The 25,783-nt window shown below is 55.5% G+C and carries 21 protein-coding genes; 18 read left to right on the top strand and 3 right to left on the bottom strand.

Annotated features, from left to right (window positions below; translation table 11 throughout):
* Positions 1-2 precede the first annotated feature (2 nt).
* From ACFPFW_RS15635 to ACFPFW_RS15605, 7 genes are all read left to right on the top strand, one after another.
* The gene (locus ACFPFW_RS15635) at positions 3-1,346 is read left to right on the top strand and encodes a UDP-glucose dehydrogenase family protein (protein WP_162799820.1); all 1,344 of its coding nucleotides are present in this window, start codon (positions 3-5) and stop codon (positions 1,344-1,346) included.
* A gap of 182 nt (positions 1,347-1,528) precedes the next feature.
* Entirely contained in the window at positions 1,529-1,915 is a 387-nt protein-coding gene (locus ACFPFW_RS15630; RefSeq protein ID WP_162799808.1) for a VanZ family protein, read from the top strand.
* An 83-nt stretch (positions 1,916-1,998) separates the two neighbouring features.
* Complete coding sequence (locus tag ACFPFW_RS15625; protein ID WP_162799809.1) at positions 1,999-3,129, top strand: glycosyltransferase family 4 protein; 1,131 nt, start codon at positions 1,999-2,001, stop codon at positions 3,127-3,129.
* Complete coding sequence (locus ACFPFW_RS15620) at positions 3,116-4,273, top strand: GumK N-terminal domain-containing glycosyltransferase (RefSeq protein ID WP_162799810.1); 1,158 nt, start codon at positions 3,116-3,118, stop codon at positions 4,271-4,273. Before ACFPFW_RS15625 ends, ACFPFW_RS15620 begins: the two co-directional genes overlap by 14 nt.
* Before the next feature lie 63 nt (positions 4,274-4,336).
* Positions 4,337-5,737, top strand: coding sequence for a GumC domain-containing protein (locus ACFPFW_RS15615; protein ID WP_114958697.1), 1,401 nt, complete (start codon positions 4,337-4,339; stop codon positions 5,735-5,737).
* The gene (locus ACFPFW_RS15610; RefSeq protein WP_114958698.1) at positions 5,734-6,540 is read left to right on the top strand and encodes a WecB/TagA/CpsF family glycosyltransferase; all 807 of its coding nucleotides are present in this window, start codon (positions 5,734-5,736) and stop codon (positions 6,538-6,540) included. The genes ACFPFW_RS15615 and ACFPFW_RS15610 overlap by 4 nt, the downstream gene beginning before the upstream one ends.
* Positions 6,540-7,811 (top strand): hypothetical protein, encoded by a 1,272-nt coding sequence (locus ACFPFW_RS15605; RefSeq protein ID WP_114958699.1) that lies wholly within the window; start codon positions 6,540-6,542, stop codon positions 7,809-7,811. Before ACFPFW_RS15610 ends, ACFPFW_RS15605 begins: the two co-directional genes overlap by 1 nt.
* A 21-nt stretch (positions 7,812-7,832) precedes the next feature.
* Here ACFPFW_RS15605 and ACFPFW_RS15600 read toward each other — a convergent pair whose 3' ends face one another.
* Positions 7,833-8,663 (bottom strand): glycosyltransferase family 2 protein, encoded by an 831-nt coding sequence (locus tag ACFPFW_RS15600; protein ID WP_114958700.1) that lies wholly within the window; start codon positions 8,661-8,663, stop codon positions 7,833-7,835.
* Between the two features lie 57 nt (positions 8,664-8,720).
* Here ACFPFW_RS15600 and ACFPFW_RS15595 point away from each other — a divergent pair, with 57 nt between their 5' ends.
* From ACFPFW_RS15595 to ACFPFW_RS15575, 5 genes are all read left to right on the top strand, one after another.
* Positions 8,721-9,698 carry a polysaccharide pyruvyl transferase family protein gene (locus tag ACFPFW_RS15595; protein WP_114958701.1) on the top strand — a complete coding sequence of 326 codons (978 nt, stop codon included), beginning with the start codon at positions 8,721-8,723 and terminating at the stop codon, positions 9,696-9,698.
* Positions 9,699-9,704: 6 nt separating this feature from the next.
* On the top strand, positions 9,705-10,475 hold the full coding sequence (locus tag ACFPFW_RS15590) for a glycosyltransferase family 25 protein (protein ID WP_114958702.1): 771 nt from the start codon (positions 9,705-9,707) through the stop codon (positions 10,473-10,475).
* 96 nt (positions 10,476-10,571) lie between these two features.
* Positions 10,572-11,603: a glycoside hydrolase family 5 protein gene (locus tag ACFPFW_RS15585; RefSeq protein WP_379771536.1), complete on the top strand. Its 1,032-nt coding sequence runs from the start codon at positions 10,572-10,574 to the stop codon at positions 11,601-11,603.
* Positions 11,604-11,697: 94 nt separating this feature from the next.
* Entirely contained in the window at positions 11,698-13,410 is a 1,713-nt protein-coding gene (locus ACFPFW_RS15580; RefSeq protein WP_162799813.1) for a type I secretion system permease/ATPase, read from the top strand.
* Between the two features lie 48 nt (positions 13,411-13,458).
* Positions 13,459-14,793 carry an HlyD family type I secretion periplasmic adaptor subunit gene (locus tag ACFPFW_RS15575; protein ID WP_379771533.1) on the top strand — a complete coding sequence of 445 codons (1,335 nt, stop codon included), beginning with the start codon at positions 13,459-13,461 and terminating at the stop codon, positions 14,791-14,793.
* Between the two features lie 94 nt (positions 14,794-14,887).
* Here the strand turns inward: ACFPFW_RS15575 and ACFPFW_RS15570 are convergent, their stop codons facing one another.
* Positions 14,888-16,300, bottom strand: coding sequence for an oligosaccharide flippase family protein (locus tag ACFPFW_RS15570; RefSeq protein WP_162799814.1), 1,413 nt, complete (start codon positions 16,298-16,300; stop codon positions 14,888-14,890).
* Positions 16,301-16,556: 256 nt separating this feature from the next.
* On the opposite strand from ACFPFW_RS15570, the gene ACFPFW_RS15565 reads away from it, so the two are divergent.
* The 5 genes from ACFPFW_RS15565 to ACFPFW_RS15545 all read left to right on the top strand — a co-directional run bounded on the left by ACFPFW_RS15565 (position 16,557) and on the right by ACFPFW_RS15545 (position 23,912).
* Positions 16,557-17,918, top strand: a complete 1,362-nt coding sequence (locus tag ACFPFW_RS15565) for a cellulase family glycosylhydrolase (protein WP_114958706.1) — start codon at positions 16,557-16,559, stop codon at positions 17,916-17,918.
* Between the two features lie 331 nt (positions 17,919-18,249).
* Complete coding sequence (locus ACFPFW_RS15560) at positions 18,250-19,677, top strand: TolC family protein (RefSeq protein WP_114958707.1); 1,428 nt, start codon at positions 18,250-18,252, stop codon at positions 19,675-19,677.
* A gap of 76 nt (positions 19,678-19,753) precedes the next feature.
* The gene (locus tag ACFPFW_RS15555) at positions 19,754-21,922 is read left to right on the top strand and encodes a type I secretion system permease/ATPase (protein ID WP_114958712.1); all 2,169 of its coding nucleotides are present in this window, start codon (positions 19,754-19,756) and stop codon (positions 21,920-21,922) included.
* 122 nt (positions 21,923-22,044) lie between these two features.
* On the top strand, positions 22,045-23,292 hold the full coding sequence (locus ACFPFW_RS15550) for an HlyD family type I secretion periplasmic adaptor subunit (protein WP_379771528.1): 1,248 nt from the start codon (positions 22,045-22,047) through the stop codon (positions 23,290-23,292).
* Positions 23,289-23,912, top strand: a complete 624-nt coding sequence (locus ACFPFW_RS15545) for a ribbon-helix-helix domain-containing protein (RefSeq protein ID WP_114958709.1) — start codon at positions 23,289-23,291, stop codon at positions 23,910-23,912. Before ACFPFW_RS15550 ends, ACFPFW_RS15545 begins: the two co-directional genes overlap by 4 nt.
* On the opposite strand, the gene ACFPFW_RS15540 is transcribed toward ACFPFW_RS15545, so the two are convergent.
* The gene (locus ACFPFW_RS15540) at positions 23,909-24,799 is read right to left on the bottom strand and encodes a transglutaminase-like cysteine peptidase (protein WP_114958710.1); all 891 of its coding nucleotides are present in this window, start codon (positions 24,797-24,799) and stop codon (positions 23,909-23,911) included. The two genes, ACFPFW_RS15545 and ACFPFW_RS15540, sit on opposite strands and share 4 nt — an antisense overlap.
* A gap of 311 nt (positions 24,800-25,110) precedes the next feature.
* Here ACFPFW_RS15540 and ACFPFW_RS15535 point away from each other — a divergent pair.
* On the top strand, positions 25,111-25,783 hold a 673-nt coding region (locus ACFPFW_RS15535; RefSeq protein ID WP_379771524.1), incomplete at its 3' end, for a hypothetical protein.

The raw sequence follows: 25,783 nt of genomic DNA, 5'->3' as shown, positions 1-25,783 counted from the left end.
CCATGCGTATCGCGATGATTGGCTCGGGCTATGTGGGCCTGGTCTCCGGGGCCTGTTTCGCCGATTTCGGCCATGATGTGATCTGCGTCGACAAGGCGGCGGACAAGATCGCGGCCCTGAAAGAGGGCCGGATTCCGATCTTTGAGCCGGGTCTCGACGAGCTCGTCGCCAGCAATGTCGAAGCGGGCCGCCTGTCGTTCTCGACGGAGCTTGCGGAGCCGGTCGCCTGGGCTGACGTCGTCTTCATCGGGGTCGGCACGCCGTCCCGTCGCGGCGACGGCCACGCCGATCTCTCCTATGTCTTCGCCGCCGCGCGCGAGATCGCCCGGTCGATGCAGGGCTTCACCGTCGTCGTCACGAAGTCGACGGTGCCGGTCGGCACCGGCGACGAGGTCGAGCGCATCATCCTTCAGGAACGGCCGAACGCGGATTTCGCGGTCGTCTCGAACCCGGAATTCCTGCGCGAAGGCGCGGCGATCGACGACTTCAAGCGACCTGACCGCATCGTCGTCGGTCTTGAGGACGAACGTGCCCGCGACGTCATGAGCGAGGTCTATCGCCCGCTTTACTTGAACAGCGCGCCGCTTCTCTTCACCCAGCGCCGCACGTCCGAACTGATCAAATACGCCGCCAACGCCTTCCTCGCGATGAAGATCACCTTCATCAACGAGATCGCCGATCTCTGCGAAAGCGTCGGCGCGAACGTCCAGGAAGTCTCGCGCGGCATCGGTCTCGACAACCGCATCGGCTCGAAGTTCCTGCATGCGGGTCCCGGTTACGGCGGCTCCTGCTTCCCGAAGGACACGCTTGCGCTGGTCAAGACCGCGCAGGATTCCGGCACGCCGGTCCGCCTGATCGAGGCCACCGTCGCGATCAACGACACCCGGAAGCGGGCGATGGCGCGCAAGGTCGTGGCGGCCTGTGGCGGCGATGTCCGCGGCAAGACGATCGCGATCCTTGGCCTGACCTTCAAGCCGAATACAGACGACATGCGCGATGCGCCGTCGCTCGCCATCATTCAGGCCCTGCAGGATCTCGGCGCCAGGGTGAAGGCCTATGACCCCGAAGGCATGGCGCATGCAAAGCACCTCCTCGATCCGAGCGTGGTCTATGCGACGGGCCCGTACGACTGCGCCGAAGGCGCCGACGCCCTCGTCATCGTCACCGAATGGAACCAGTTCCGCGCGCTTGATCTGCGCCGCCTCGGCGAGGTGATGGCGAAGCCGATCCTGGTCGATCTCCGCAACATCTATGCCCGCGACGATGTCGAGCGGCTCGGTTTCAGCTATACCGGTATCGGCACCTCGACCCGCCGAGACTACAGGGTCGGGATGGCTGCCGAGTAGCCTCTGTTAAAATCGCGATTTGGAACCTCAAATCGCAAAGTCAGGCTTACGAAGGTCCGCATGCGGATTCACCGTCGTGAGCCGTTCGAGCAGCCTTGACTGGATCAGGAGAGTTTTAGGTTTTTTTCGTCAAAGTCCTTAAAACGGAGCGTGATAAGCCGATCCTGAGGTGAGTTATGCCAATGATGATCGGTCTATTCGCGTTCGATGCGCTCTTCGGATTTTTGGCCCTTATGCCAGATCTTAATATGACGGAGTCTTCCGCGGCTATGCTCCATGTGAGCGTGAGCGCGATCAACGTCTTTATCTTGGCCGCGATGACGCGAAGCCTTGGCGCCGCATCATTTTTCATGTTTGGCGCAGGGGTGTTCGTTGAATTCCTTCAGATCGGCATTGCGGGCCGATCTGCCTCGATCGACGATTTGTTTGCCGACTGCATTGGGATCAGCATCGGCGCACTCTTATATTGGTCGCTCCGGCCTTCGTATTCGCGAGGCGATATGAAGCGTGTCGAGACGACCATCCGAACGAGCGAGTTCCCGATCGGGTTTAGATCGGACGTCAGCTAACCAAATTAATATCTTTTCACCCGAAAACCGCCCAAATTCTGTATAAAGTTCGATTGCGGGCAGTCGAGTGGGGGCGGGTGGAAATGAAAGTCGTCCATGTCGTCAGGCAATTTAAACCAAGTATTGGCGGAATTGAGGAATCTGTTTATCAACTTTGTAAGCGACTCTCGAGTAGATTTGACGTTAAGATTGTAACACTGGACACGGTGTTCAGTAAGCCTGGCAATCGCCTTCCTCAAACCGAAGTGGTCGAAGGATTAGAAGTTCAACGACTTCCTTGGTTCGGCTCTCGACGCTATCCCATCGCTCCCGGTGTCTGGAGGGCCGTGGGTGACGCCGATATTGTCCACGTACATGCGATAGATTTTTTCTTCGATGCATTGGCCATTACAAAGCCTTTTCATCGGAAGCCTCTGATTGCATCAACACATGGCGGCTTTTTTCATACTAACTTCGCTTCGACTTTCAAAAAACTCTACTTCCAGACCGTGACCAGGATGAATTGTGGCGCCTATTCTTCGGTTTGCGCCTCGGGAGACAGCGATCATGCGATGTTCTCACGGATTTTTCCATCAGTTCGGCGTCTTGGTAACGGCGTCGATGCCCGGAAGTGGGCCGGCCGCGCCAGTCGCGATCCGGTAAAAACGCTCCTGTACTTCGGTCGGCTGTCTCCAAATAAGCGCATCGGGGATCTACTGAAGTTAGCTCAAAACCTTCGCACCACCGACCCGGATTGGCGTCTGATTATCGCCGGAACTCCGTGGGATGTAACGCCGGACAGCATTCGGAAAGAGATCGATCTCGCAGGTTTGAACGACAGAGTCGATTTGGTCCTAGAGCCGTCGGATGGCGACATTGGTGATCTCATCGAAAGATCGAGTTTTTACGTTTCCGCTTCTGAACATGAGGGGTTTGGGATCAGCGTTGTCGAAGCGATGGGTGCTGGTCTGGTTCCGATTCTTAGTGCAATTCCAGCGTTTCGAGCTTTTGTTGGGTCTTCATCACCCGGTTTGATCTTACGAGACTTCAGCGATGCCGAAGCCGCCAACGAGGTTCAACAAGTATTTCAGAAATTCAGCGCGGAGCCTGAAGCAGCAAAGCACGCGGTGATCTCATTGTCGCAAAAATACGATTGGGAGCAGATCGCTTTGAGCTTCGTGGGCCTTTACGAATCCGTCGCAATGAGCCGGGAAGCCGATCGTGAAAGACACTAGAAAACCTCGTGTACTGCTCTTCACGCAGCAGCTTGTGGGTCTTGGAACAAGAAAAACCGGCATGGTTTTTTGGGCGGAGACGTTTGCGAAGCTCGGTTTTGAGACCAGCGTTGTAACGACACAGCTTAGTTATATCTCAAAAGTATTTAACCCTCAGCGATTTCAGGCGCTTGGCGCCGAGCCAATGAACAAATGGGTTCGTCGAGGAGCAATCGACACCTTCATTTGGGTTCCTTGGGTCCACCCGGTACGCGCGCCACGGCCATGGATGAACGCATCATCCGAGTGGCTGCTCAGTGCATATGCATCGCTTCTGGACAAGGAAATTTGTCGCGTCGCGGCCGAGGCGGACATCATCGTGATAGAGAGCTGTGCTGCTGTCGCACTATTCGAGCGGTTAAAGAGGGCCGCGCCAAAGGCGCAGTTTGTCTATTGCGCAAGCGATAGGTTGGCCCAAGTTGGCATGCACCCAGGTTTGCAAAAGACGCTAACGTCAACGGCTTCTCGGTATGATTTGATCAGGGTTCCGTCGCCGCTGATGAAAGGTGACTTTGCCGTAGAGGCGGACTATATTCCGCATGGCGTCGAAAAATCGGTATTCGACGAACTGCCCGGTCGATCCCACGGAGATGAAAGGAAATCAGCTATCGTTGCGGGCGACATGGCCTTTGATGAGGTCGCCGTACGTACTTTGGTTCACTCATTTCCGGATATCGAATTTCATTTTTTCGGCCGGATGAATCTGGCAGAGTTTCGCGGGAAAGCGAATGTCGTTATCCACGGCGAAGTTCCGTTCGAAGTACTAGCCGGGTTCGTCAAGCGTGCTGACGTTGGGATCGCTCCATACCAATTCCATCCGGGCCTCGATTACCTGGCGGAGTCTAGCCTAAAGCTTCATCAATATACGTATTGTCGTCTGCCAACCGTTGCACCTATTTTTGCTAAAGGGGGCCGCGATCATGTTTTCGGATACACACCAGGTTCTGCTGCCTCTGTGGTGGAGGCGATGAAACTCGCGCTGACTCATGATCGGGGCACGATCGATAATTCACAGATCTTGGGCTGGACTGCGGTTGTCCAGCAAGTGCTCGGAAGGCTAGGCGCTGATCAGCCATGCGCTTCTGATACTGACGTGGCACGTTGATTGTGCTAAGGTTTTGGGTACTGTACGGCAGCCCATTCCCTAGTGTTGAGCAAGGAGAGTGAAATGAACCGGCATCCAAGCTCAACAGCTTTTAGTCAAGGATACTCCGAGTACGATCAAAATAGTGTCGGTCGAGCTTGGGACTTGCAAGAGCTCATCGCCGCGGTCGTTAATCTAGATACGCTCATTCGTTGGCGCAAAGTCATTCTTGCGATCAGTCTTACCGTGTTCACGTTGGGCCTGACCTTTATCGTAGTCCGCCCGTCGGCTTTTATCGCTACTGCCTCGATCTTGGTTGGGGGGCGCAACGCAAATCCCGCGGCCCAAAAGCAATTTGCGGACGGTAATACCGAACTTCAAATTCAGTCTCACGCTCGCGATCGTTTATTGGCGAAACGAGCAAGGCTGCAGAGTGAGCTGCAAGGCGCCGAATCCGTGAGCTTTCCTCGAAATCTCGTCGCTGCGACGGCGTTTGAGCCGGAGGTTCAGACATGGATAGACAGCGAAACAGGGCTCTTTGAAGCCCGGCGCAAGGCGCGCGAATCAGAATTGCAAAACACTCAGCAGTTGCTGAAATTGACCGCTGATGAGGTGCAGTCGTTGGCACGTCAAGTCGAGCTAGCCGCGTCGCAGCAGCAGTCGATCGACAAAGAGTTGGAGAGCGTACGGCAGTTGGCCAGTAAGGGCTATTACGCCACTAGCAAACTTGGAGATCTTGACCGTACAGCCGCGACCTTCGCAACTCGAAAGATTGAGCTGGAAACACAGCTTCTCAGTAGAAAGCAAACCGTTGAGGAGCTAAAGCAGAAGTCGGCTCAGCTGGTGAACGACACCAAAACTGACATTCTGAATGAACTCCAACAGGTTGATGCGGATCTTAAAACGGCCGAGCTGCGCGTTGCAAATGTTTCTGAGACCTTGTCATTTTCTGGCGTGGCCGACGCAACTGTCTTGGCCAACCAAATCGAGATGATCCAGTCTGATCGAACCGCTGAGGCTGTCGTTCAGCGCCTGAAGTTGGATGAAGATGCGGAGTTTTTATCCGCACCCCTGTCACCGTTTCCCTTGGTCTCATTGATCCTGAATATCAACAGCGTCGAGCCTGGCACACCCGAAGCCAAAAACCTTGCAGCGTCGATTGTGCAGAGCAATCTCACAGCTTCGCGATTTGGACTAGGCTCGAGGCTGGACATCGCTTATCGAGCGGATAGTCCTGGACGCGCGCGATCAATCGCCAACGCCGTTGCGGCGCTGTTCACGGAAAACCCCGACAAAGAGGCCTCCAAAACGTCGTTGGGTGGAAATGAGGTTCTTAAGGATGCGGGCTTGATCAAAGCTGGGCCTTCGGCGCTCGCTATCCTGTTCGGATCGGCTGTGTTTGGCATTGCGCTCGGTGCAAGCGCCGCTTTTCTATTAAGGTTCGCGGAATTGAGAGCATACGCAAGGAACTGGTCTCAGGCATGATCGGCCGCCTTTCGCGTCGTGGCCGGCTGCTAGCACGTGGCAGTAGGCGGCCCGTTGGCGGGTTTGTAATCCGAGATGTCTCGCGCCGGGGTTTAATTCGCTACGTTTCGGCAAGCTTAGAGACGGGCCGGAAGGTCGTACTTTTATTCGCAAACGCCAACTTTATCGTTAAGTGTCAGCCTTTCGGTGAATCGTTCCGGGGCTCTCCCTTCATCCTTGTAAATGACGGGGTGGCGATGCGAATTGCGTCGAAGCTATTGTTCGGAAGAGCCTTTAGAGAGAATTTGAACGGGACAGACTTTGTCCCGTTGTTGGTCAGCAAACTGGCAACGCCCCAGAAATTGTTTTTGTTCGGCTCCACGCAAGAGGTTGTGGATCGAGCAGCGCGGCGCTTGGAGGACGAAAGCGATCACTTGGTGGTCGGTCGCAGGAACGGGTTTTTCTTTGACGACGCTGAATTGGTCGCACAGATAAACGAAACGGGGGCCACAGTCCTGCTAGTGGGATTAGGAAATCCTCTTCAGGAGCAGTGGATCGAGCGGAATATGGGCAATCTCAAACCGTCTCTTATCGTCGGGGTGGGAGCGCTATTTGTGTGGCTCTCCGGTTCGCAAAAACGGGCACCAGAGTGGATCAGGTCACTGCATCTGGAGTGGGCCTACCGCTTGGCCAAAGAACCGACTCGCCTTCTTAGCCGATACACCGTCGGAATGGTGCGATTCGCGTCTATTGTTTTGAGTGAAAGTAGATCGCCGCCAACCCATTATTTCAAAGCGTCGGTGACCGCGCCTTCGGACCGATAATGCTGTCGAACAAAGCGCACGCGACTGGGGGTCAGAGCCCATTCTGGACAAATATTGAAGCGATCCTTGTTGTATTTGCAGTAAGCTTCAATGCGCTACTGGCTATCGTTAACGCCAACTTCTTGACGATGTCTCCGGCCACCGTCATTGCCTGTGAGATCGTGGTCGTGCTGATCGCTCACGCGATCATCATCTGGCGCTATAACGACAGGGTCACCGCCTGGTACTACCTGCTTGGGTTGTTGATGGCGGTTGCCGTGGCCCGCTGGATGTTTATCGGAAGGGTTGACGCGAAGGCTTTAAGGGATGGAATGCTGATCTCGACGTTCGTCGCGCTCGGTATTGTCTCTGGACGCGCGGCTGCGGGAAAGTGCGTTTTCTGGCTGCAAATCATTGTAACTCTGGTCGCGATCATTGAGTTGTTCGCAACAGATCTGTTCGTGACGCTATTCAATGTTAAACAGTTTTATATTTCTACCCGTGGTTTTTCTGAAGCCAATTTCTGGAACACGGACTCTGCGCTTTTCGTCAGTGCAACTCGACCGGGGGAGCGTAATCTTTTTCCATTTCTCAACATTCACAGAGCGTCCTCGATATTTCTGGAGCCTGTTTCGCTTGGAAATTATTGCATCATTTTAGTGGCCTATGTCTCAACAGAGGCGAGATCGCTTTCAGGTCGAACTCTAGCATTCTATATATTGTCGACAATATTTCTGCTTATCGCTTGTGACGGCCGATTGGCGGTTATCGTGTCAATTTTTATTATCCTCCTGTCTTTCGTTAAGCCGATTGTTCGATATTCGTCGCTCCTCTATATCCCGGTGCTCATTGTAGTTTCGTTCGTGCTACTCGGTTTCGGCGCCGAGCCGAGCCGCGACGACCTTGCGGGGAGAGCGGCGCTTGCCGCTAAAATATTCTACAGATTTGATGCTGCAGCGTTTTTTGGAATTTCGAACTCCACGTACGTGCAAAGCGCCGATAGTGGGATCACCTACCTCATCGCGACCCAGTCGATATTTGGCGCGATGCTTATATTGATTTTCGTTACGTTTAATCTGGCGGAAGGAGAGCCAAAGCAGGCGTTATTCAAGCGCGCTGCTCTCATTTTCTTGACAACTACGATGCTCATAAGCAATTCGTATCTGTCCATAAAAACGGCTGCGTTACTCTGGTTCCTCTTGGGAGCGTACCAAACTCGACCAATCCTGGCCAAAGTCAGCTCCTACCGCGATGTCCGGCCCGTCGGAACAGCGAGTTCTGTGCAAGAATAAAACCTTCGGTCGGCGACGCAATTATCGCACGAGCACGTACTTTATCGCGCCTCTGAGCTCCAGATATCCGCTGCGGGGGCGCCGGGCAATTCGCTTCGGAAACTCGATCCAACCTTGCAGGCGGGGGGCGAGGCCGCGGCCGGTTAGAAGCAGCTTCATATGGTAGGCGCCTCTGCCAATATCGTAGTCTGTGAGTAGCTTCTCTAAGTCCTTTTCCTTTCTTCCATGATGATGCCATACGACGAGCTCAGGCGCATACACGCCGACATACCCGTGCAGGCTGGCTCTTGCAGCAGCATCACAATCTTCGGCCGGAAAAAAGGAGCCACTGCCAAATTTCGTGTCGAAGCAATCAATCGCCGCGAGAGCGGAGCGTCGAAAAGCCATATTCGCTCCCTTTACCAGGCCCGGCCGAACGTAACTGTTTGCCGGAATGACGAGTGGGTCCAACGACTCGTTTATTGTGACGGGATAATCGGTTGGATCGTACAGCCTTACTCTGCCGGTGGCATAACCGATGCTGGTCCCGTCAAAGAGTCGCAATAGGGCGTCGAGATAATCGCCCTCAACATAACAATCGTCATCCGTGAATCCGATGATCTCGCCCTGCGACGAGCGAATGCCAGCGTTGCGCGCGCTGCTCAACCCGGGCACAAGCTCTTTGACATACTTAACCGGAAAATCAGCCTGGGAGGAAAACTCGTGGATTACGCGCGCCGTGTCGTCCGTCGAATTGTTGTCCACCACAACCAGCTCCATCAGGTGTCGGTTGTCGAGGCGAGCAACATACTCCAGGCATTTTTGGAGCGGCGCTGCTCGATTGCGCGTGCAAATGATCAGAGAGATATGCATAGTTTACCACTAATTGAGTGTTAACCTGTTATATAATCTTGAAGTGATGGCTAGTCGATGAAAAAAACATTGGACGATTTAAAAGGTATATTGCGGCAGACCGCAGTTACGCTGCCGGCTCCGGCGCCGGGCTATGCTTTGCTGGATTTTCCGAACTATCCGAACGTAGGCGATAGTTTGATTTGGCTTGGCGAAATCGCGCTGTTTTGGGATGTTTTTAAAGTCCGGCCATCCTATGTCTCAACGCGCGACGAATATAATCCGGCCGCTTTAAACCGAGCATGCCCAGAGGGACCAATCTATTTAAGCGGCGGCGGCAATTTCGGAGATATTTGGCCGAAATATCAAGCCTTTCGTCAGCGAGTGCTCGCGGCGCATCCTGATCGCAAGATCGTACAGTTGCCTCAGTCGATCCATTTTCAATCGGACGATAATGTCCGAGCCACTGCGGCGGCTATCACGAAACACAAGAATTTTAGCCTGCTCGTGAGGGACGAATGGAGTTTCGAATTTGCTCGTGACCGCTTCGAGTGTGAGACCGTGCTGAGCCCAGATATGGCATTCGCCTTAGGTCCTCAGGACAAAATATCGTCAAAACACTCTGTCGTCTTCCTGTTGAGGGAGGACGATGAAAAGATGGCGGCACGAGGCGAGGTCCGAGATCCGTCGAGTGTAGTTGTTGATTGGTTGCAAGATGACCGCTCAGCCAAATTGCAGAATGGATGGATACTCCCCCTCGTGAAACGCCTTGAGACGGCAAATCCAACGTATGGTTCTCTCGAGCTCGCGTTTAGAGGATTGGCGCACACCCGAAAACGGAGGGGGCAGCGACTGTTGGGCTCCGGCCATAGCGTTGTCACGGACCGCCTTCATGCTCACATCTTCTGCCTGCTGATGGGTATTCCTCACATCGTGATCGATAATTCGTATGGCAAGTTGAGCAGGTTCATGCAGCGCTGGACAGCAACAGACCCTCTGGTCAGGGTCGCGGGATCGGTTGCCGAGGCGCAGAACCTTCTTTTGCAAGCCAGGTGAGGGGCCATGCCTTCTGAAATACGCATTATCAGCCTCAAGGACTCGGTTCAGCGCCGAACAGAGATCGAGGCACAGATGGCTAGGCTGGCCGTGCCGTGGTCTTTCTACGACGCTGCGACGTCTCTACCGGATTGGCTGCCCTATAACGCTCGGCACGCCGTTTGGAACCGCGGCCGAGAACTGACGCGTGGTGAATTGGGTTGCTTCGCTAGTCATGTTTCTTTGTGGAAATGGCTCTCGGAACATAACGACCTAAATTCGATGTGCGTATTGGAGGATGACGTACTCATAAATTGGTCGTTCTTCGAGAAAGCCGGGGAATTTGATGCCAGTTTCAATGGTTTCAATTTCGTCCGATTTTACGGGAAATTGCCGGTTTCGACCAGATGTATAGCGCCGGTTCTTGGTCGATACTTAGTGGAGTATCGAAGGCCGGTGTACGGTACACAGGGGTACTGGATCAACAAAGCGGGTGCGAAATTATTTCTTTCGTCGATTCAAAAAGTGGTTCGACCGATAGACGACGAAATGGACCGGGTATGGGCGCACGGAGTTCCCAGTCTGGGGCTTTATCCAGCGCCCCTGACGGAACTGGATTTCGGGTCGACCATTGAGATGGATCGCAGGCTCGATTTGCCAGCTTTGCGGGGAAGTGACAGAATAATGAGGCTGTTAGCTAGAGCGGCAGAAAAGGCCAGACGGATTGCGTTCTACGCGGGGATCCGGTGGTTTCGGCCGCGCCGCTTGCCAATCACCGACCGAATCCAATCAGCCTAGACGCCGCAACATGCGGCCCGCTACAGGCACTTCAATCTTTTTTGATGCTAACGGAGACGGATGATGCGAGCCTATATCGCGACGTTGAGTCTTTTTATGAGCTTGCTCAATACACCGTCCGGTGCTGGTCAACTGCAAGGTGTAAATTTATCGGGAGCGGAATTCAAAGATATTAAGCAGACGTCGACGACAGCGACGCCGTTCGGTCGTCTTAATAAAGACTACGCTTGGCCGGACCCCCTAGTGTTAAAGGGTTGGCAGGACCGAGGAGTGACCGTGGTCAGACTCCCTTTTAGGTGGGAGCGTGTTCAGCCAGACCTTCGAGGCGATGTTAGCCTCGATCATATCGCCAAGTTGGTGGAAGTGGCCTCCCGCGGCACCACCGTCGTTATCTTGGACATGCACAATTACGGTAACCGTTGGGTGTCGACGCCTGACGGCGTTAAGCAGGCTCAGATCGATGGGCCGTCAGGCTTGGTGACGCGGGACGATTATGCAGACGTTTGGCGAAAAATCGCGGAGCGCTTCAAGGATTACCCGCTGGTTCAATTCGATCTGATGAATGAGCCGCATGATCTCAAGTCCGCTGACGCGGCGACTGAAGCTGAGATTTTGCGTCGTATGTACCAAGCGGCGATTGACGCCATACGAGGGGCGGGGGCGACAAACTCCATTCACATTGAACCTCCAAATTGGGCAAAATCCGGCGCTCTCGTATCAAGTTTTTCGGATGCCGCCCTCTCGCTTCGTGATCCGGCTGACAACCTAATTTTCCAAGTGCATCAGTATGTCGACAAGGGTGAAAAAGGCATCTTGCCCGATGCCGCGAACGGAGACGTCGACGCCGGCCGGAGAAAAATTGAAGCGGCCACCGAGTGGGCTCGCAAGCATAGGAAAATCTTGTTTCTCGGTGAATTTGGTATCCCAAATGCCTCATCTTCTTCGGGGCTGACAGCCGCCTCACGAATGATTGACCACGTACAGGGAAACCCTGACGTTTGGCTCGGTTGGACAGCCTGGGGGGGCGGAAAAGCTTGGCGCGAAGACTACGTATTCCGGCTTGAGTCCACACCCCCTGTAGATCCGGCCGGGAGACTACTTCTTTTCGAAAAACTTCATAGTAAGTGATAATGCTGCATCCGGAATGAAAAGCCATTGTCGGCGCGCAACCTGCGTTTCCCAGTTTGTCATTAATTCGGGTTTGATCCTAAAGGATTGGGGCATGGGGCAAGAGGGAAACAGTCACTTACCTGCCGCCCTCATGCGCTTCAAGGGCGGGCTGGTAGGGGTGGCCGTGCTGAGCGGCTTGATAAACATCCTAATGCTAACCGGCTCTTTGTTTATGTTAGCCGTTTACGATCGAGTGTTGCCTTCACGCAGTATTCCGACGCTGATTGCGCTCGGAGGAATTGCCCTGTTTATGTATGCATTTCAGGGGTTTCTCGAAATTATCCGCGCGAGAATTTTAAGCCGTGTTGGAATAGGTTTCGAGGAAGACATGGCTCCCGATCTACTGGGGGAGGTTGTGTCAATTGCGAACGCGCGCGGTCCCCAGATAGATGCCGTCGGTCCGATGAAGGACTTAGAAACACTACGCGTGTTCATGGGCTCGCCCGGTCCGATCGCGATTTTCGATTTGCCATGGCTGCCGGTCTTCCTGGCAGTATGCTTCGCTTATCATTTTATAATAGGAATTACAGTGCTCTCTGCGGCTGTCGTGCTGGCGGCCTTAACTCTTGCAGCTGAGCTTTTTGCTAGGCGCCGCGCGGAGCGATCGCACCGCGCGGCTATGGCCAGAAACAATGTTGCTGAAGAGACCCGGCGAGGCGCGGAAGCGATCCATGCTCTTGGTATGACAGCACCCATGATCAAGAGATGGCGCCAGCATCATCAAGATTTTCTGCGCCAGCATACCGCGCTGTCGGATTTCACATCCCTGATAGCGACGGCGTCGAAGAGCCTGCGAATGATACTTCAGTCGCTTATTCTGGCGATCGGCGCGTATCTAGTTATCAATCAGGAAGCGACGGGCGGCATCATGATAGCCAGTTCCATCCTCGTTTCGCGGGCGCTCGCCCCTATCGATCTAGCGATTGGGCAATGGAGGAGTTTTGTGTCCGCGCGGCAGGCGTGGGCGAGGCTCAGCGGTATCGTTGCCAATGCGACCCGTCCGTCCGAGGTGTTGTCTCTTCCGGCGCCGTATCAGACGCTCGAAGTGCAAAACATCAGTGTTTCTCCTCCGGGAAGCGGACGCCTCGCGGTCCACGACATTAGTTTTTCTCTTGAGAGCGGAGATGCGCTAGGAATTATTGGCGCAAGTGGTTGTGGAAAGTCTACGCTCGCGCGAGCGCTCGCGGGTGTGTGGCAGCCGGTCCGCGGAACTATTCGATTGGACGGCATTCCTTTACAGCAATGGCCGCCGGCAATGCTATCAAGTCAAGTCGGATACCTGCCGCAAGACGTGTGCCTTATGGAGGGAAATGTCGCTCGCAATATATCGAGGTTTCACAAGGCCCAGTCTGAGGAGGTCCTAGAGGCCGCTGGTGATGCCCATGTGCACGAGTTGATAGCGACCCTTCCAAATGGTTATCAGACCAATGTCGGTCCAAATGGCTCTGCCTTATCCGCAGGCCAGAGACAACGAGTTGGCCTTGCTCGAGCGATGTTTCGTAGGCCATTTCTTATTATTCTTGATGAGCCGAACTCAAATCTTGACACGTCGGGTGAGGTGGCCTTGTCGAAGGCCATCCTCCGCGCGCGGGCTTGGGGCAGCATTGTCATCATCGTAGCTCATAGACCGAACGTGATCTCGAATGTTAACAAGATCCTGTATGTCGCGGATGATGGACAAAGCCTGTTCGGCGACCGCGAAGCAGTTCTTAACCGAGTGTTGCAGCATTCCCCAATCTCAATCCCAGAGCGTGCGGATGCCTAAAAGGCCGACAATCCATAGACGGGTGATCGTCTCCCAACTTTGGGGGCGATGATGCGGCAAGACCTGACCGTGCCCGAGGCGGATTCGTCAGATGATCATACGAGGCGTAGCATCCGAGCGCACCTTCTGCTCGGCATGGGGGCATTCGTCGCGTTCTTTGCGATTGCCGGAGGAATCGCCTGGTCGACCGTACTCTCCGGTGCAGTTATTGCCCACGGGACAGTCGTCGTAGATTCAAGCGTTAAGAAGGTACAGCATTTGGATGGCGGCATCGTTGCCGAAATTCATGTGAAAGAAGGCGACCATGTTTCAGCTAACGATGTGCTCCTGAAACTGGATCCGACGATACCGGAAACAAACCTCTCAATCGTGGTCAAGGGGTTGGATCAGAACATCGCAAGGCTGGCGAGGCTGGAAGCGGAGCGAGATGGAGCCGCAAGTGTCCAGTTCCCGGATGTTATGATCAGTCGCCAAGGCATTCCCGACGTCGCCTCTATCATGAATGGCGAGCAGAGGTTGTTCGCGGCGCGAGTCGATGGAAGGGCAGGCAGAGTACTTCAGCTTAAGGAAAGAGCGGCCCAGCTGAGAGAGGAGATCGGCGGGATTGAAGCCCAAGTGGCAGGAAAGACAAAGGAAATTCAGCTCATCAACGAAGAGCTCAAAGGAACTCGTTCTCTTTGGGCCAAACAGCTCATTCCTATACAACGCGTGACAGCGATCGAGCGTGAGGCTGCCCGACTAGAAGGCGAGCGAGGGGCGCTTGTTGCGTCCATCGCGCGGTCTCGTGCCGGAATAGCCGAAACGGAGCTTCAGATCCTCCAAGTCGATCAGGATGCGCGCACGGATATTGCCACGGACATACGCGATGCGCAGGCAAAGATCGCTGAGCTCTCCGAACGACGAGTCGCAGCGGAAGAAACCCTCAGAAGATTGGACGTTCGCTCACCGCAAACGGGGATTGTGCATGAGCTTGCCGTCCATACCGTTGGAGGAGTTGTCCAAAGTGGCGCCGTTTTAATGGAGATTGTTCCCCAGCAGGATCGGCTGAGGATCGATGCTCGATTGTCTCCTGACCAGGTTGATCAGGTGTTTGCGAGTCAAAAGGCGATCGTGAATTTTTCCGCGTTTGACCGCGGCACTACTCCCGAACTGGTCGCCTCTGTATCCATGATATCGCCCGATCTAAACCGGGATGAAAAAACAGGTCAAACCTTTTTCATGCTTCATTTGGACGTCGGAGATGATGAGTTAACCAAATTGGGAGCCCTAAAATTGATGCCGGGGATGCCCGCTGAAATATTCATTCAGACATCAAGCAGAACGATTATCTCTTATTTGATCAAGCCGCTGACTGACCAGATGAATCGAAGCCTTCGAGAATAAGGTGCCGCGAATAGTCACTTGGGCATAGGGCTGCCGAATTAAGCGACCCCTGATCAAGTCACTTGGACTGGAGCGCTTGGAACACGAGCGCGGTCTAGCGAAGATTTCGAAGGGCATTTTGCCAGCTGTGTCGGTCGATAAGCAAGACTAGCGCGACATATGAACAAATTCCACAAGCCACGCTAATGAATACGCGCCAGATGGGTTGCAGATCGTCTATCATCGCGTTGCGCAAATAGAGCAGAGCTAAAAACATACCCGCCGAAATCAGAAGTGGTTTCAGGACGCAACGTATCTGCGAAAGCGCCGACATACCTGTGATCACCTTCAGCATGTAGATCCCGAGCGGAACAGTGATCAGGGTTGGGACGACATAACTCCAAACCGCGAATTGGAACGGCCAATTGCCGACTGCCGCGGCAGCGAGCGTGCCAGTGGCAAAGGCTATCCAAGAGTTCGCAATCTGCGGCGCTTGACTGCCCCTAGCGAGGAGTAACGCACTCGACAGGACACGCGTAAACTTAAGAGCCCAGACAATCGACACGATCTGGGTGGTCAAAATTGCTTCTGTCCATCTGTCGCCGAATACGATTGGAATGAGGTCCGACGCGATCGCCGCAAGGCCGAAGAGGACTGGCGCAGACACACCAACAATAAGGTGGCTGCCACGAAGAAAAGCGTCGCGGTCGTCAATTCCAGATCGAGTCAGTGCTGAAAAGAATGGCAGAGACATCCTAGTTATCGCCATACTCAGAATGTTGGCCAACTCGTCTACCAAGCGGATGCCGAAGTTCAGCCAGCCAAGAGCCTCTAAGCCTTGGACGCGTCCGAAGACCAGCAGGAAAGCTCTTGGTGTGATGGCACCTGCCAAGGTCTCGATCGAGTTCAGTCCACCGAGTTTTAGGATCGGAACGATAGCATTCCAGCTAAAGTAAAGTCTGGGCCTGCGAGGCTGTCGGTAAAGTAATACGGCAGTTGCAATTGCAAAGCCGACCAAAGAGCCGATCACGATCGCCCACGATCCCCATCCCAATAAGGCCGTCGATAACGTCACGACTAATGTTGCAATCTTCTGCCCTAATGTCCGGAGAGCTAGGGTTCTCGTTCTCATCTTTCGGGTGAGCAGCGCTGTGGGCACGCTCATTGCGGCCTGGAGAAAGCAGCTTGCTCCATAAATCTGCAGCAGCGGTATAAGCTCACTGTGGTCATAAAGCAGGGCGACGACCGGGGCGACGCCGATGCAGAACAACCAACCAATCACTCCCAAAACGAGGAAGCACCAAGTCATTGAATCGAGAGTCGCCACGTCAATCCGTGGGGTCCTGATCAGTGCGTTGGTCGGCCCTGTCAACAAAAGCGCTTGTACCACCATCGGTATGGCGATCGCGATGGCAGCAAGCCCTAACTCCTCGGGCAACACAAGCCGAGCCACGGTCAACGTGGTTAGCAGGCTTGATGCAGCGGAGAGGAAGCTTTCCCCGATTGCCCAGGGGAGCGCGGATTTCATGCGCCTCGCCAAGCGCTCTTGCGAACTTGCGGGCTTCAGCATGCGGAACTACCAACCTTGGGGCCGTGCGATTGAAAACCCTGCTGACGAATATCAGTGGCCATGCCGATCAGTTGGCACGGGTTGCTGACGTCTGTCGCATCATCAGAATCAGCATGAGTATCATCTACCAGCGCAATTTTATGGTTTCAACGAGCAATAAGTTTATTCCACTCATGGAGTATTGCGAGGGTTTGGTTACTGTGAGTTGGAAGAGATGATCGGCGTAAATCTTTCGGGTGCTGAGTTTGGCGGGGCCGGCAAGCGGTATGGATATGATTATATTTATCCATCTGAGAAGGATCTGGATTTCTACGACAGCAAGGGCGTCGAATTTATACGATTGCCATTCAAATGGGAGCGAATGCAAACGACTATAGACGGGCCGTTGAATCAAGCAGAGCTCGGTCGAATGAAGCAGTTTCTCGATGAAGCCGAGGAACGCGGCATCGACGTTATCATCGACCTTCACAACTACGGCCGCTTCGGGAGCGCAGTAATAGGATCTCCCGGACTTCCAATCGACTCCTTCGCTCAGTTTTGGCAAGAGCTCTCGTCGGAACTGAAGGGGTACAAGGCGCTGTCAGGCTACGGCCTGATGAATGAACCTCACGATATGGGTGGTGTATCGATTTGGCCAACGGCAGCCCAGGAAGCCGTAAATGCTATACGTACTGTTGACTTAGACACTGCGATCTATGTCGCCGGTGATGGATGGTCGAGTGCGAAAAATTGGGGCTCCTCCGCCAACAAGTTGCTAGATATCGATGACCCATCTGGCAATATTATTTACGAAGCGCATCTATACTTTGATAGGGATGGTTCCGGAACGTACAAGGAATCCTACGATAAGGCAGGTGCTTATGCGACCATCGGCGTTGATAGATTGCAGTCATTTCTAGACTGGCTTGAGGCTACTGGGAACAAGGGGTTTGTCGGAGAGTTCGCGATCCCGAATAATGATCCTCGCTGGCTACCGGTCTTGGATAATTTTCTTAAGGAATTGGACGCCCACAACGTCGACGGAGCTTATTGGGGAGGCGGCTCTTGGTGGGGTAACTATCCCATGGCCCTCGTTAATAAAGCGGGTGTCGAGGGGCCGCAGTTGGAGGTGCTAACACCTTATTTTGATGACGAAGAAGAGGCCGTCTCAACTGCTGCTAAAAGCGAAAACGATCATCTAGTAGGGACGTCGGCCAATGATTTACTTATCGGCGGCGCCGGCAGCGATGTGATTTTCGGAGGTGCAGATGCCGACGTATTTCAGTTTGCCGCAGACTCAAAAGCTGGTGATCAGGATTTTATCGATGACTTCAAGCTAGAGATGGGCGATCAGCTCCGATTTGTAGATGCCGTCAGAATAGTAAGCGCTACCGCTTCCCTGCTTAAAGTGCCAGCGAGCTTCGATGGAATTGACCTCCATAATGATGCGAAGGCATATGACTTAAAGCTCGTAGTGGAAGCCGGCAATAGTGTGTCGCATCATTACGAAATCTATCTCGTGGATGCGCTTAAGAATGCCGGTTGGCACGCTGATCAGTGGGAAGATTACCTTGGACTCCACATTAATTTCGAATGAATGACTGCGAAGGCAGCCGGAACATCCGCGATTGCGGATCACGGAGATCTTGACAGCTGAATTTCTCGTCTGCTGAATCGTAAAGCGCTCACCGTACTCGATGTCCCCTCAGGGAGCCGTACCCTCGGAACGCGAACGGACGGTGTTGGGTGGATGCCCGGCATCTCAATGAAGCGGTGGGCCTCCAAGCCCTCATCAAAGCCGAACAGAGCCGCCCTGTTGTGCTGCGCATTTACCACAAAATGGCGATATTTCATGAAGTTACGAAAATCACCGTGACTCACGCCAACCTCTAGCTTACTCGAACGGTCGGGAGTTGGGGGCTGGGAAAATGTACAAAAAGGCGGCTGCGTTTGCGGCGATCTTGGCGGTTGTCTCGCCGTCGGCTGTTCACGCAATCACTTTGCGCGAGGCTCTAACGGCTACGCTTTATTCGAACCCACAAATCGGTCAAGCGGTTGAGAACCGGGAGGCGATTGAGTTCGAATTAAGGCAGGCGCGCGGACTGTTCTTGCCGAGCATCGACCTGGATGCCTCCACCGGCGCTCAGAGGTTGGACAACGAAAGTCGCCGTCTGACCAGCATCGAGGATGATGACCTCTATCCGAGGGATGTGGGCATAACCGTCTCGCAAAAACTTTTCGACGGCGGTGCCAGACGCGCTGAACGAGATCGGCAAGCCAGTAGAGTCGATGGCGCTTCATTTCGAGTTTTGGAACGATCTGAGACTCTTGGTCTTCAAGTAATCCGAGAGTATATCGAGATTATTCTTCAAGGTGAGATACTTGGGGAGGCTCGTGAAAATTTGAAATTTCATCAGAGTATTCAGGCGGATGTGTCGGATTTGGTGGCGGGCGGAAAGTTGACTGATGCCGATAGGCAGCAGGTCGATGAACGTCTCCTTGCGTCACGGGTTCGATCGGAACAAGCTGCTGAAGATCTAGAAGCTGCGAAAATTCGTTTTGTGACGCTTGTCGGTAGACCGATTGGGAATTGGGCGATGCCCGGTTCCGTGGTGCGTTCCATTCCGAAAACTCTCGATGAAGCGGTGGCCTTAGGGCGCTCAAACAATCCTCGCATTCAGGCCGCTATTGCCGACATTTCAGCCGCTGAAGCGTCGGTAAACGCCGCCCGAGCCGAGTATTCTCCTAAGGTATATGTTGAGGGGGCGGCGCGCACGGGTATGGAAATCAATGGCGACGACGGCCGGACAACCGATTATCAGGTGCGCTTGGCTGCTCGTTGGAACCTCTACCGTGGCGGCATTGATAGTGCCGCTGAGCAAGAACAGATCCGCAGGGCTAGCGAGGCCCGGCTCGCGATGCACCAGGCGCATCGCGAGGTCGAGGAGGCGGTGCGCATCTCTTGGGATCGTCGTGCGCGGCAAGCCGCCCAAGCTGTGCTACTACAGCAGCAGTCCGCCGAGAATTCCCGTCTGGTCGAATCTTATCGCAGTCAGCTCGATCTCGGTCAGCGTTCACTGCTGGACGTCCTTGACGCCCAAAACACTGAGTACAATGTGGCCATTTTGGCGAAGACCGCGCGTTATGCGGCTCGCTTTGCCGAATATCGACTTCTGGCGGCAACTGGCATCCTTTTGAAGACGATGGATTTGAAACCGCCGCAGCAGTCTCAGGGCTATCCGCGGGCCGAATATAACGTGCCGCCGGCACAGCCCACCGATATCTATCGCTCGGTTCCCTCGTCACAGAGCAGCAAGCCGCCGATCGATCTACTGGTTCCGGTTCAGAAGCCTTAATCAGGCGGTGTTACAACCGCAGCGATTACCAAAGCCAGACTCGGCTTTGGCCCCGGAGGGTGCTGCTATGCGTGCCATGGAGCACAGTTCCACCGCGTACTCTCCAGCCACGGAGCGAGAGGGGCTAATTTGCGCGCCGACTGATTTCAAGTCGGCGTTCAAGAACGTGGCAGTGTTTCTCGGGAGGCCTGGCTCCGAGGTCATCCTGTTTTCGGATGTTCCGTTCAACGAGGTGCTTCCGTCCATCGAGGAAGTCCGGCGCCTAGCGGACCGTATCGGTCTCGAAGTGCTCGATTACGGTAAAGCGAACAGGGTCGACACGAACTCCGACCTCCCGGCGATCATCCTCCTTCGCGACGGACGAGCGCTCTCGCTCCTCGAACGCCTCTCAGACGGTCGCTATCTGACGTCCGCGCGAGAGTTGGCAACCGGCGCTGGAGTGGAACTGCGCGGCGTCGCGCCCGAAAACGTCCGTGCGATCGTGACGTTCGGTGTGGTTCGCGAAGACACGGTCGAATCCGCTATCACCGGCGATATCCAGCTGATCGTGCGCAAGCACTGGCTCGTCAGTACGCTTCTACCGTTCTGGAAGTCCTATCTGCAGGTAGCGCTGGCGGCACTGTTCATCAACATTTTGGCGCTGGTGATGCCGCTGTTCACGATGAACGTTTACGACCGGATACTGCCTAACGAGGCGATGGCAACGCTCTGGGTGCTCGTCCTGGGCGTTGCCGGCGCGATCCTATTCGACCTTCTCTTGAAAAGCGTGCGTGCGGTCCTGATCGACCACGCAGGACGTTCCGCTGATCTTAGGCTTTCCTACCTGCTGTTCGAGAAGGTCCTGCACACAACGCTTGCATCGCGACCTGCATCAACCGGCGATTACGCCAACCGCATCACCCAATACGAATTCGTCCGAGAGTTCTTCACGTCGAACACAATCAGCGTCGTCATCGATACGGCTTTCGCCTTCATATTCCTGATCGTCATCTACGTCCTATCAGGCTGGATCGTCATCGTGCCGGTGGTGGCGTTCCTCATCACGATCGGCATTGGCCTCACCGCCCAGCGGGCGATCGCGAAACGCATGGCCGCGGCGCAAAATGAAGCCAGCCAGAAGCAGTCGCTTCTTGTCGAGACCATCTCGACCATCGAGACCGTCAAGTCGCTCGGCGCGGAAAAGCACCTTCTAAGGCGCTGGCACGGCCTTGCGAAGCGTGCCTCGCAGACCTCCGAGGAGATTAAGCAGATCTCGGCCAATGCAGCGAACGCGACCGGTTTCGTGTCGCAGTTCGTCTCTATCGTGATTATTCTTGCCGGCGCCTACCAGTTCGCCGAAGGCAATATGACGACCGGCGCGATCATCGCCGCGGTAATGCTGTCGGGCAGGGCAGTAGCCCCGCTGGGACAGATCGCGATGACGCTGGCGCGGTTCCGGCAGGCCGTCCTATCACTGCAGATTCTGAATTCGATCATGTCGCAGCCCGAGGACCGGCCGGATTCTACGGGCTTCGTGAACCGCGAGATCTATGCCGGCGATTTTTCGTTCCAGCTCGTCGATTTCGCCTATCCAGGCACCGACTACAAAGTGCTCAACGGTTTCAATCTCACGGTGAAGGCTGGAGAGCGAGTCGGCATTATCGGCAAGATCGGCTCGGGGAAGACGACAGTGGGGAGGCTTCTGGGCGGGCTATATGCGCCGGGTGCCGGCAGCTTGCTGATCGATGGCGTCGATGTGCGCCAATATCATCCCGCGGTCGTGCGTTCGGCCGTCTCAGTAGCCTCCCAATCAGCGGATCTATTCTCCGGCACCATTAAGGAGAACCTGCTGATGGGCCGCCCCGACGCGAGCGATGAGGACATCATCGCGGTGTCGCGAGTGACCGGCGTCGAAGATTTCGTCTCCCGCCATCCGCGCGGCTACGACATGCCGGTCGGCGAGCGAGGCAGCAATCTGTCCGGCGGACAGAGGCAGGCCGTGGCGATCGCGCGGCTTCTGATGTCGAAGCCGAAGATCGTCTTCCTCGACGAGCCTTCGGGCGCGATGGACATGGCGTCTGAGCGTCTTCTCATCAACAAGCTTCAGGCTGCGCTTGCGCCGGAAATGACGGTAATCATTTCTACTCACCGGCACAGCATGCTCGAACTGATCGACCGCCTGATCGTCATGGATCAAGGACGCGTCATTGCCGACGGACCGAAGGCCGCGATCATCGAGCACCTTCAGAAACGAGCGGTGCGCTGATGCTGATGCGCACACGGAGAGACGCGAGAGGCCAGGGGTGGCGGCAGCAACTCCTCGACATGCGCAATTATCTCGACGCGCCCACGGACGGCCTGGTGGACCGCCAACCGCTGATGGCGCGAATGACATTGTTATCCATCGTCGCGTTGATCGTATTCTTCCTGATCTGGGCGTCGATCGCCGAGGTCGAGGAGATCGCCCGCGGCGAGGGGAAGGTCATTCCTATCTCCAAGACGCAGGTCATCCAAGCGAGCGAGCCTGGTGTCGTCCAGGACATCGCGGTCCGCGTCGGTCAGATCGTGAAACGCGGCGATCTCATCGTTCGCCTGGACGATACTGCGACCACGTCGACTCTCGGCGAGCTCGAGGCCAAGGCTCGTGCATTGCGTGCCCAGATCGCGCGGCTCGAACTGGAAGAGAAGGGCGATATCGACTCGGCGCTCGTTTGCCCGGGTACGGCCGATCCAGCGCGTGATGCCGTCTGCGCCAACGAGGTGCGGCTCCTCTCTGCGCGGCGCGACAATTTCAAGAACAAGGTGTCCGTCCTTCGGGAGCGCCTGTTGCAGCGGCAGACGGAACTCGACGAGGCGAGGTCGAACATTGCTCGCCTCGAAGCCAATATCAAGGTCTCCGAACAGGAGAACGCTCTGCTGCAGCCGCTCGTCGCCCGCAAACTTGCCGCGCAGACCGATCTCCTGCGCATCCAGAAGGAGCTCACGGATTCGACTGGCCAGCTGAATCTGTCGAAAGAGAGCATCAAGCGTCTGAAGGCCGCCGTAAACGAAGCGGATCTTCAGGTCACGGAGATCTCGCTGCAGATCCAGCAGGAGGCCCTAGCGGAGAAGACGAAGGCACTGTCTGAACTTTCGGTCATTGACGAGACGACGCGCGGCGCGACCGATCGCGTAAATCGGACCGATCTTCGGTCTCCTGTCGACGGTGTGGTCAATACGTTGGACGTCAACACGATCGGCTCCTATGTGCAGCAGGGCGCTGTGGTGGCCGGAGTCGTGCCGACGTCCGAGGTATTACTGGTCGAGGCGCGAATTTCCCCGCGCGACGTCGCGTTCGTTCGCGTCGGCCAGCCGGCTCTGGTCAAGGTTTCCGCCTACGACTTCTCGATCTACGGCGGCATAAGGGGCGAAGTCTCGAATGTCTCCGCGGACAGCATCTTCGATGAAAAGTCGGAAGAGACCTATTATCAGGTGCAGGTAAAGACGGGTTCGGAGATCGTGCATAACGGCAAGGTGCACGCGATCTTTCCGGGCATGATCGCCTCGGTCGACATTATGACCGGTGAGAAGACGGTCCTTCAGTATCTGCTTAAGCCGGTGAACAAGGCCCGCGCCGAGGCGCTGCGCGAGCGATGACCGCGACGATCAATTCCAAGCCGGTGATTACCCCGAAGCCCGAGGATCTCGCCACGCGTTTCGTCGTCGTCCGTGCGGGGGAGTATCGCCGCGGACTGCGGCTGGAGGAGATATTCTGGCGCGCTCTGAAGGACGTGGCGGCCGGAGCGGGACTGAGCCTTGGAGCTTTTGTCCGAGCGGTCGAACAAGCGTCGGATGGCGGAGGCAATGCCACGTCGCGCCTGCGCGTGCTCTGCATGGGTTGTTTGATGGACAAGCTGCTCAGCGTGCAGAACGTGGCCAATCGCGGTCTGGCTAACAGCCTTGTCCAGGCTTCGCCGTCGCCGACTTTTGCTCTGGCGACGGACCGCAGGATCGTCTCCTACAACCAGAGTTTTTTAAACCTCATCCAGGCGAGACTGTCGATCGAAAGCTCGAGCGCGATGGCGCGCAATCTGCGCCTGTCGCTCGATCTACAGATCGTGGAGTTAATTGATGCGCTTCGCTTGAAAGACAACATGCCGGTTGGGACCGGCTTTGTGATCGGCGTCGACAACCAGCGTTTCCGCGGGCGCGTGAATGCCGTGTTGACCCCGGTCATCGGTCAAGCCGTGATCATCTGCTACGTGCTGCCTGATTAGGACTTGCGCTCGGTGCCTTCGCCGGGCTGAACCGCTTCGATGCTCGTGCGCCCGGCGGCTTCCTTGTTGTCCGAAGGATAGCCGTGGATCCAGGTGCCGCGGTCGTTCATCGAGTAGAGCGCGCGATACTGGGGCAGGGATGAGTCCGGCAGGATCGCATCGCGTACATTGTCCAGGATGAAGTTGCCTTTGTCGGTCGCGACCGACAGCACAGCGTGGAAAAGGTTCCGACGCGTGTCGCGAAGGACGACGAGCGTCATGCTGTCGTCGGGCACGCCGGCCGCGCGAAGAGCCGCCATCTTCAGGAGCGCGAAATCTTCGCAATCGCCCTTGCCGCGCGACAGCGTCTCGTCCGGCTTCGACCAGTGATCAAGCGATCCGTAGACCTCGTTGTCGCTCTTGTACGCGATCGTGCGGTTGACGAAGGAGTTAACGGTGAAGAGCTTGTCTTCGAGCGACTGACCGAGCGCGGTTTCGACAGCCTTCAACACGTCGTCCTTGTCCGACGGGCAATACATCTCGCCGCATTCCGGCAATTGCAAATCTGCGGTCGCACCGAGCGCTGCGGGGATGCGTGGCTTCGCGGATTTCGCGCCGACGCGGAAAGCAATCGAGGCGAAGACGCCACCCTGCGGGGCGGTGGTCTTCAGCCCAAGCCTGGCAACCTGCGGAAGCGCACCCTGCATACCGGCAAGATCGGGCGTTCCCGCCTCTGGCGCCTGGAATTCAGAAAGCTGAGCGTCGTTCTGGGATGCTGCCAGCGAACCGGTATCTTCGGCTTGAGCCTTGTCCTGAATATCCGTGCCGCTCGCCCCGACGGTCAGCGAGACAAGCAGCACGGTCGGGGTGAAAACAGAAGAGAATACTTCTCTTTTACGTATAAACATTGCCAGCTCCACAACCGTTGTGTGCTGACATTACAAATGAGGACTGAATTGGCGTTTAAGAAAACTGAATTACAACTTGTTACAGCAATCGAGACTATTTAGATCAAATTTTATCTTCTGTATTTGGGCTGCGGCAGGTTTAACAGCCAGCTTAAACGCCAATAATATAGCCGGATATATTCGGCGCTTAACCAAGCATAAAAAATTTTCATGATTATATAGCATTTTATATTTGTTTTCATAAAGCGCCGTTGATTCAGGGTGATGTTCGTGTCCCCTTGCGCCCACCACTATCTGGGGGCGTATTTCTTATGGCTAACAAATCCGGTGACGGGGCTTCCTCGCTGAATGAGTTCAACGAGACCACCGCTCTGGAGTTGGTTTCAGCGCGCGACGACTTCCAGGTCGCGCAGCTCGCTCCCGGCACAGTTCCGCCGCCCGCGTCGCAGACGCCGCAGCTACAGGTCGTGATCGTCAAGCCCGGTGCTGACGATAAGATCTTTCTTCCGATGAGTACATCGCTGGAGAATCTCGTCGTCGACGGCGACAATATCGTACTGGCCCAGCCAGACGGGACGCGCGTCGTCATCGAGGGCGGAGCGCTAGATATCCCGACATTCGTTATCGGCAATGTCGAGATCCCCCAGGAAGCACTGATCGCCGCGTTCGAGAGCAAGGGCATCGACGTCGCGGCCGGTCCGGAAGGCCTATCGGTCGTTTCCAGCCCGACCAGCAGCGGCGGCAATTTCGGCGAGCCCGCGTCCGGCATTGGTGATGCCGGTTCCCCGATCGACCTGCTGCCGCCGACCTCATTGGACTTCGCGGCAGTTCAGGTCGTCGATCTTGCTGGAAATGCGGTTCGGGTAGATGTGACAGATCCGCCGGACGATGTGCCTTCGGTGACGGATACGGTGGTATCGCGGACGGTTGACGAAGGTGACATCGACAGCAAATTTTCGCGCGGCACGACGCCGGATGACGATG

Origin of the sequence: Flaviflagellibacter deserti (assembly GCF_042652085.1) — a bacterium.
Classification (GTDB): domain Bacteria; phylum Pseudomonadota; class Alphaproteobacteria; order Rhizobiales; family Methylopilaceae; genus Flaviflagellibacter; species Flaviflagellibacter deserti.
This window is presented reverse-complemented; position numbering and strand designations above follow the sequence as displayed.

What these genes read in the sequence shown, in the direction of transcription:
- ACFPFW_RS15580 (WP_162799813.1), top strand. Translation starts at nt 11,698, where the DNA reads ATGGGGCAAGAGGGAAACAGTCACTTACCTGCCGCCCTCATGCGCTTC.
- ACFPFW_RS15570 (WP_162799814.1), bottom strand. Translation starts at nt 16,300, where the DNA reads ATGAAATCCGCGCTCCCCTGGGCAATCGGGGAAAGCTTCCTCTCCGCT.
- ACFPFW_RS15575 (WP_379771533.1), top strand. Translation starts at nt 13,459, where the DNA reads ATGATGCGGCAAGACCTGACCGTGCCCGAGGCGGATTCGTCAGATGAT.
- ACFPFW_RS15625 (WP_162799809.1), top strand. Translation starts at nt 1,999, where the DNA reads ATGAAAGTCGTCCATGTCGTCAGGCAATTTAAACCAAGTATTGGCGGA.
- ACFPFW_RS15615 (WP_114958697.1), top strand. Translation starts at nt 4,337, where the DNA reads ATGAACCGGCATCCAAGCTCAACAGCTTTTAGTCAAGGATACTCCGAG.
- ACFPFW_RS15610 (WP_114958698.1), top strand. Translation starts at nt 5,734, where the DNA reads ATGATCGGCCGCCTTTCGCGTCGTGGCCGGCTGCTAGCACGTGGCAGT.
- ACFPFW_RS15590 (WP_114958702.1), top strand. Translation starts at nt 9,705, where the DNA reads ATGCCTTCTGAAATACGCATTATCAGCCTCAAGGACTCGGTTCAGCGC.
- ACFPFW_RS15595 (WP_114958701.1), top strand. Translation starts at nt 8,721, where the DNA reads ATGAAAAAAACATTGGACGATTTAAAAGGTATATTGCGGCAGACCGCA.
- ACFPFW_RS15635 (WP_162799820.1), top strand. Translation starts at nt 3, where the DNA reads ATGCGTATCGCGATGATTGGCTCGGGCTATGTGGGCCTGGTCTCCGGG.
- ACFPFW_RS15585 (WP_379771536.1), top strand. Translation starts at nt 10,572, where the DNA reads ATGAGCTTGCTCAATACACCGTCCGGTGCTGGTCAACTGCAAGGTGTA.
- ACFPFW_RS15565 (WP_114958706.1), top strand. Translation starts at nt 16,557, where the DNA reads ATGATCGGCGTAAATCTTTCGGGTGCTGAGTTTGGCGGGGCCGGCAAG.
- ACFPFW_RS15540 (WP_114958710.1), bottom strand. Translation starts at nt 24,799, where the DNA reads ATGTTTATACGTAAAAGAGAAGTATTCTCTTCTGTTTTCACCCCGACC.
- ACFPFW_RS15560 (WP_114958707.1), top strand. Translation starts at nt 18,250, where the DNA reads ATGTACAAAAAGGCGGCTGCGTTTGCGGCGATCTTGGCGGTTGTCTCG.
- ACFPFW_RS15545 (WP_114958709.1), top strand. Translation starts at nt 23,289, where the DNA reads ATGACCGCGACGATCAATTCCAAGCCGGTGATTACCCCGAAGCCCGAG.
- ACFPFW_RS15605 (WP_114958699.1), top strand. Translation starts at nt 6,540, where the DNA reads ATGCTGTCGAACAAAGCGCACGCGACTGGGGGTCAGAGCCCATTCTGG.
- ACFPFW_RS15630 (WP_162799808.1), top strand. Translation starts at nt 1,529, where the DNA reads ATGATGATCGGTCTATTCGCGTTCGATGCGCTCTTCGGATTTTTGGCC.
- ACFPFW_RS15600 (WP_114958700.1), bottom strand. Translation starts at nt 8,663, where the DNA reads ATGCATATCTCTCTGATCATTTGCACGCGCAATCGAGCAGCGCCGCTC.
- ACFPFW_RS15550 (WP_379771528.1), top strand. Translation starts at nt 22,045, where the DNA reads ATGACATTGTTATCCATCGTCGCGTTGATCGTATTCTTCCTGATCTGG.
- ACFPFW_RS15555 (WP_114958712.1), top strand. Translation starts at nt 19,754, where the DNA reads ATGGAGCACAGTTCCACCGCGTACTCTCCAGCCACGGAGCGAGAGGGG.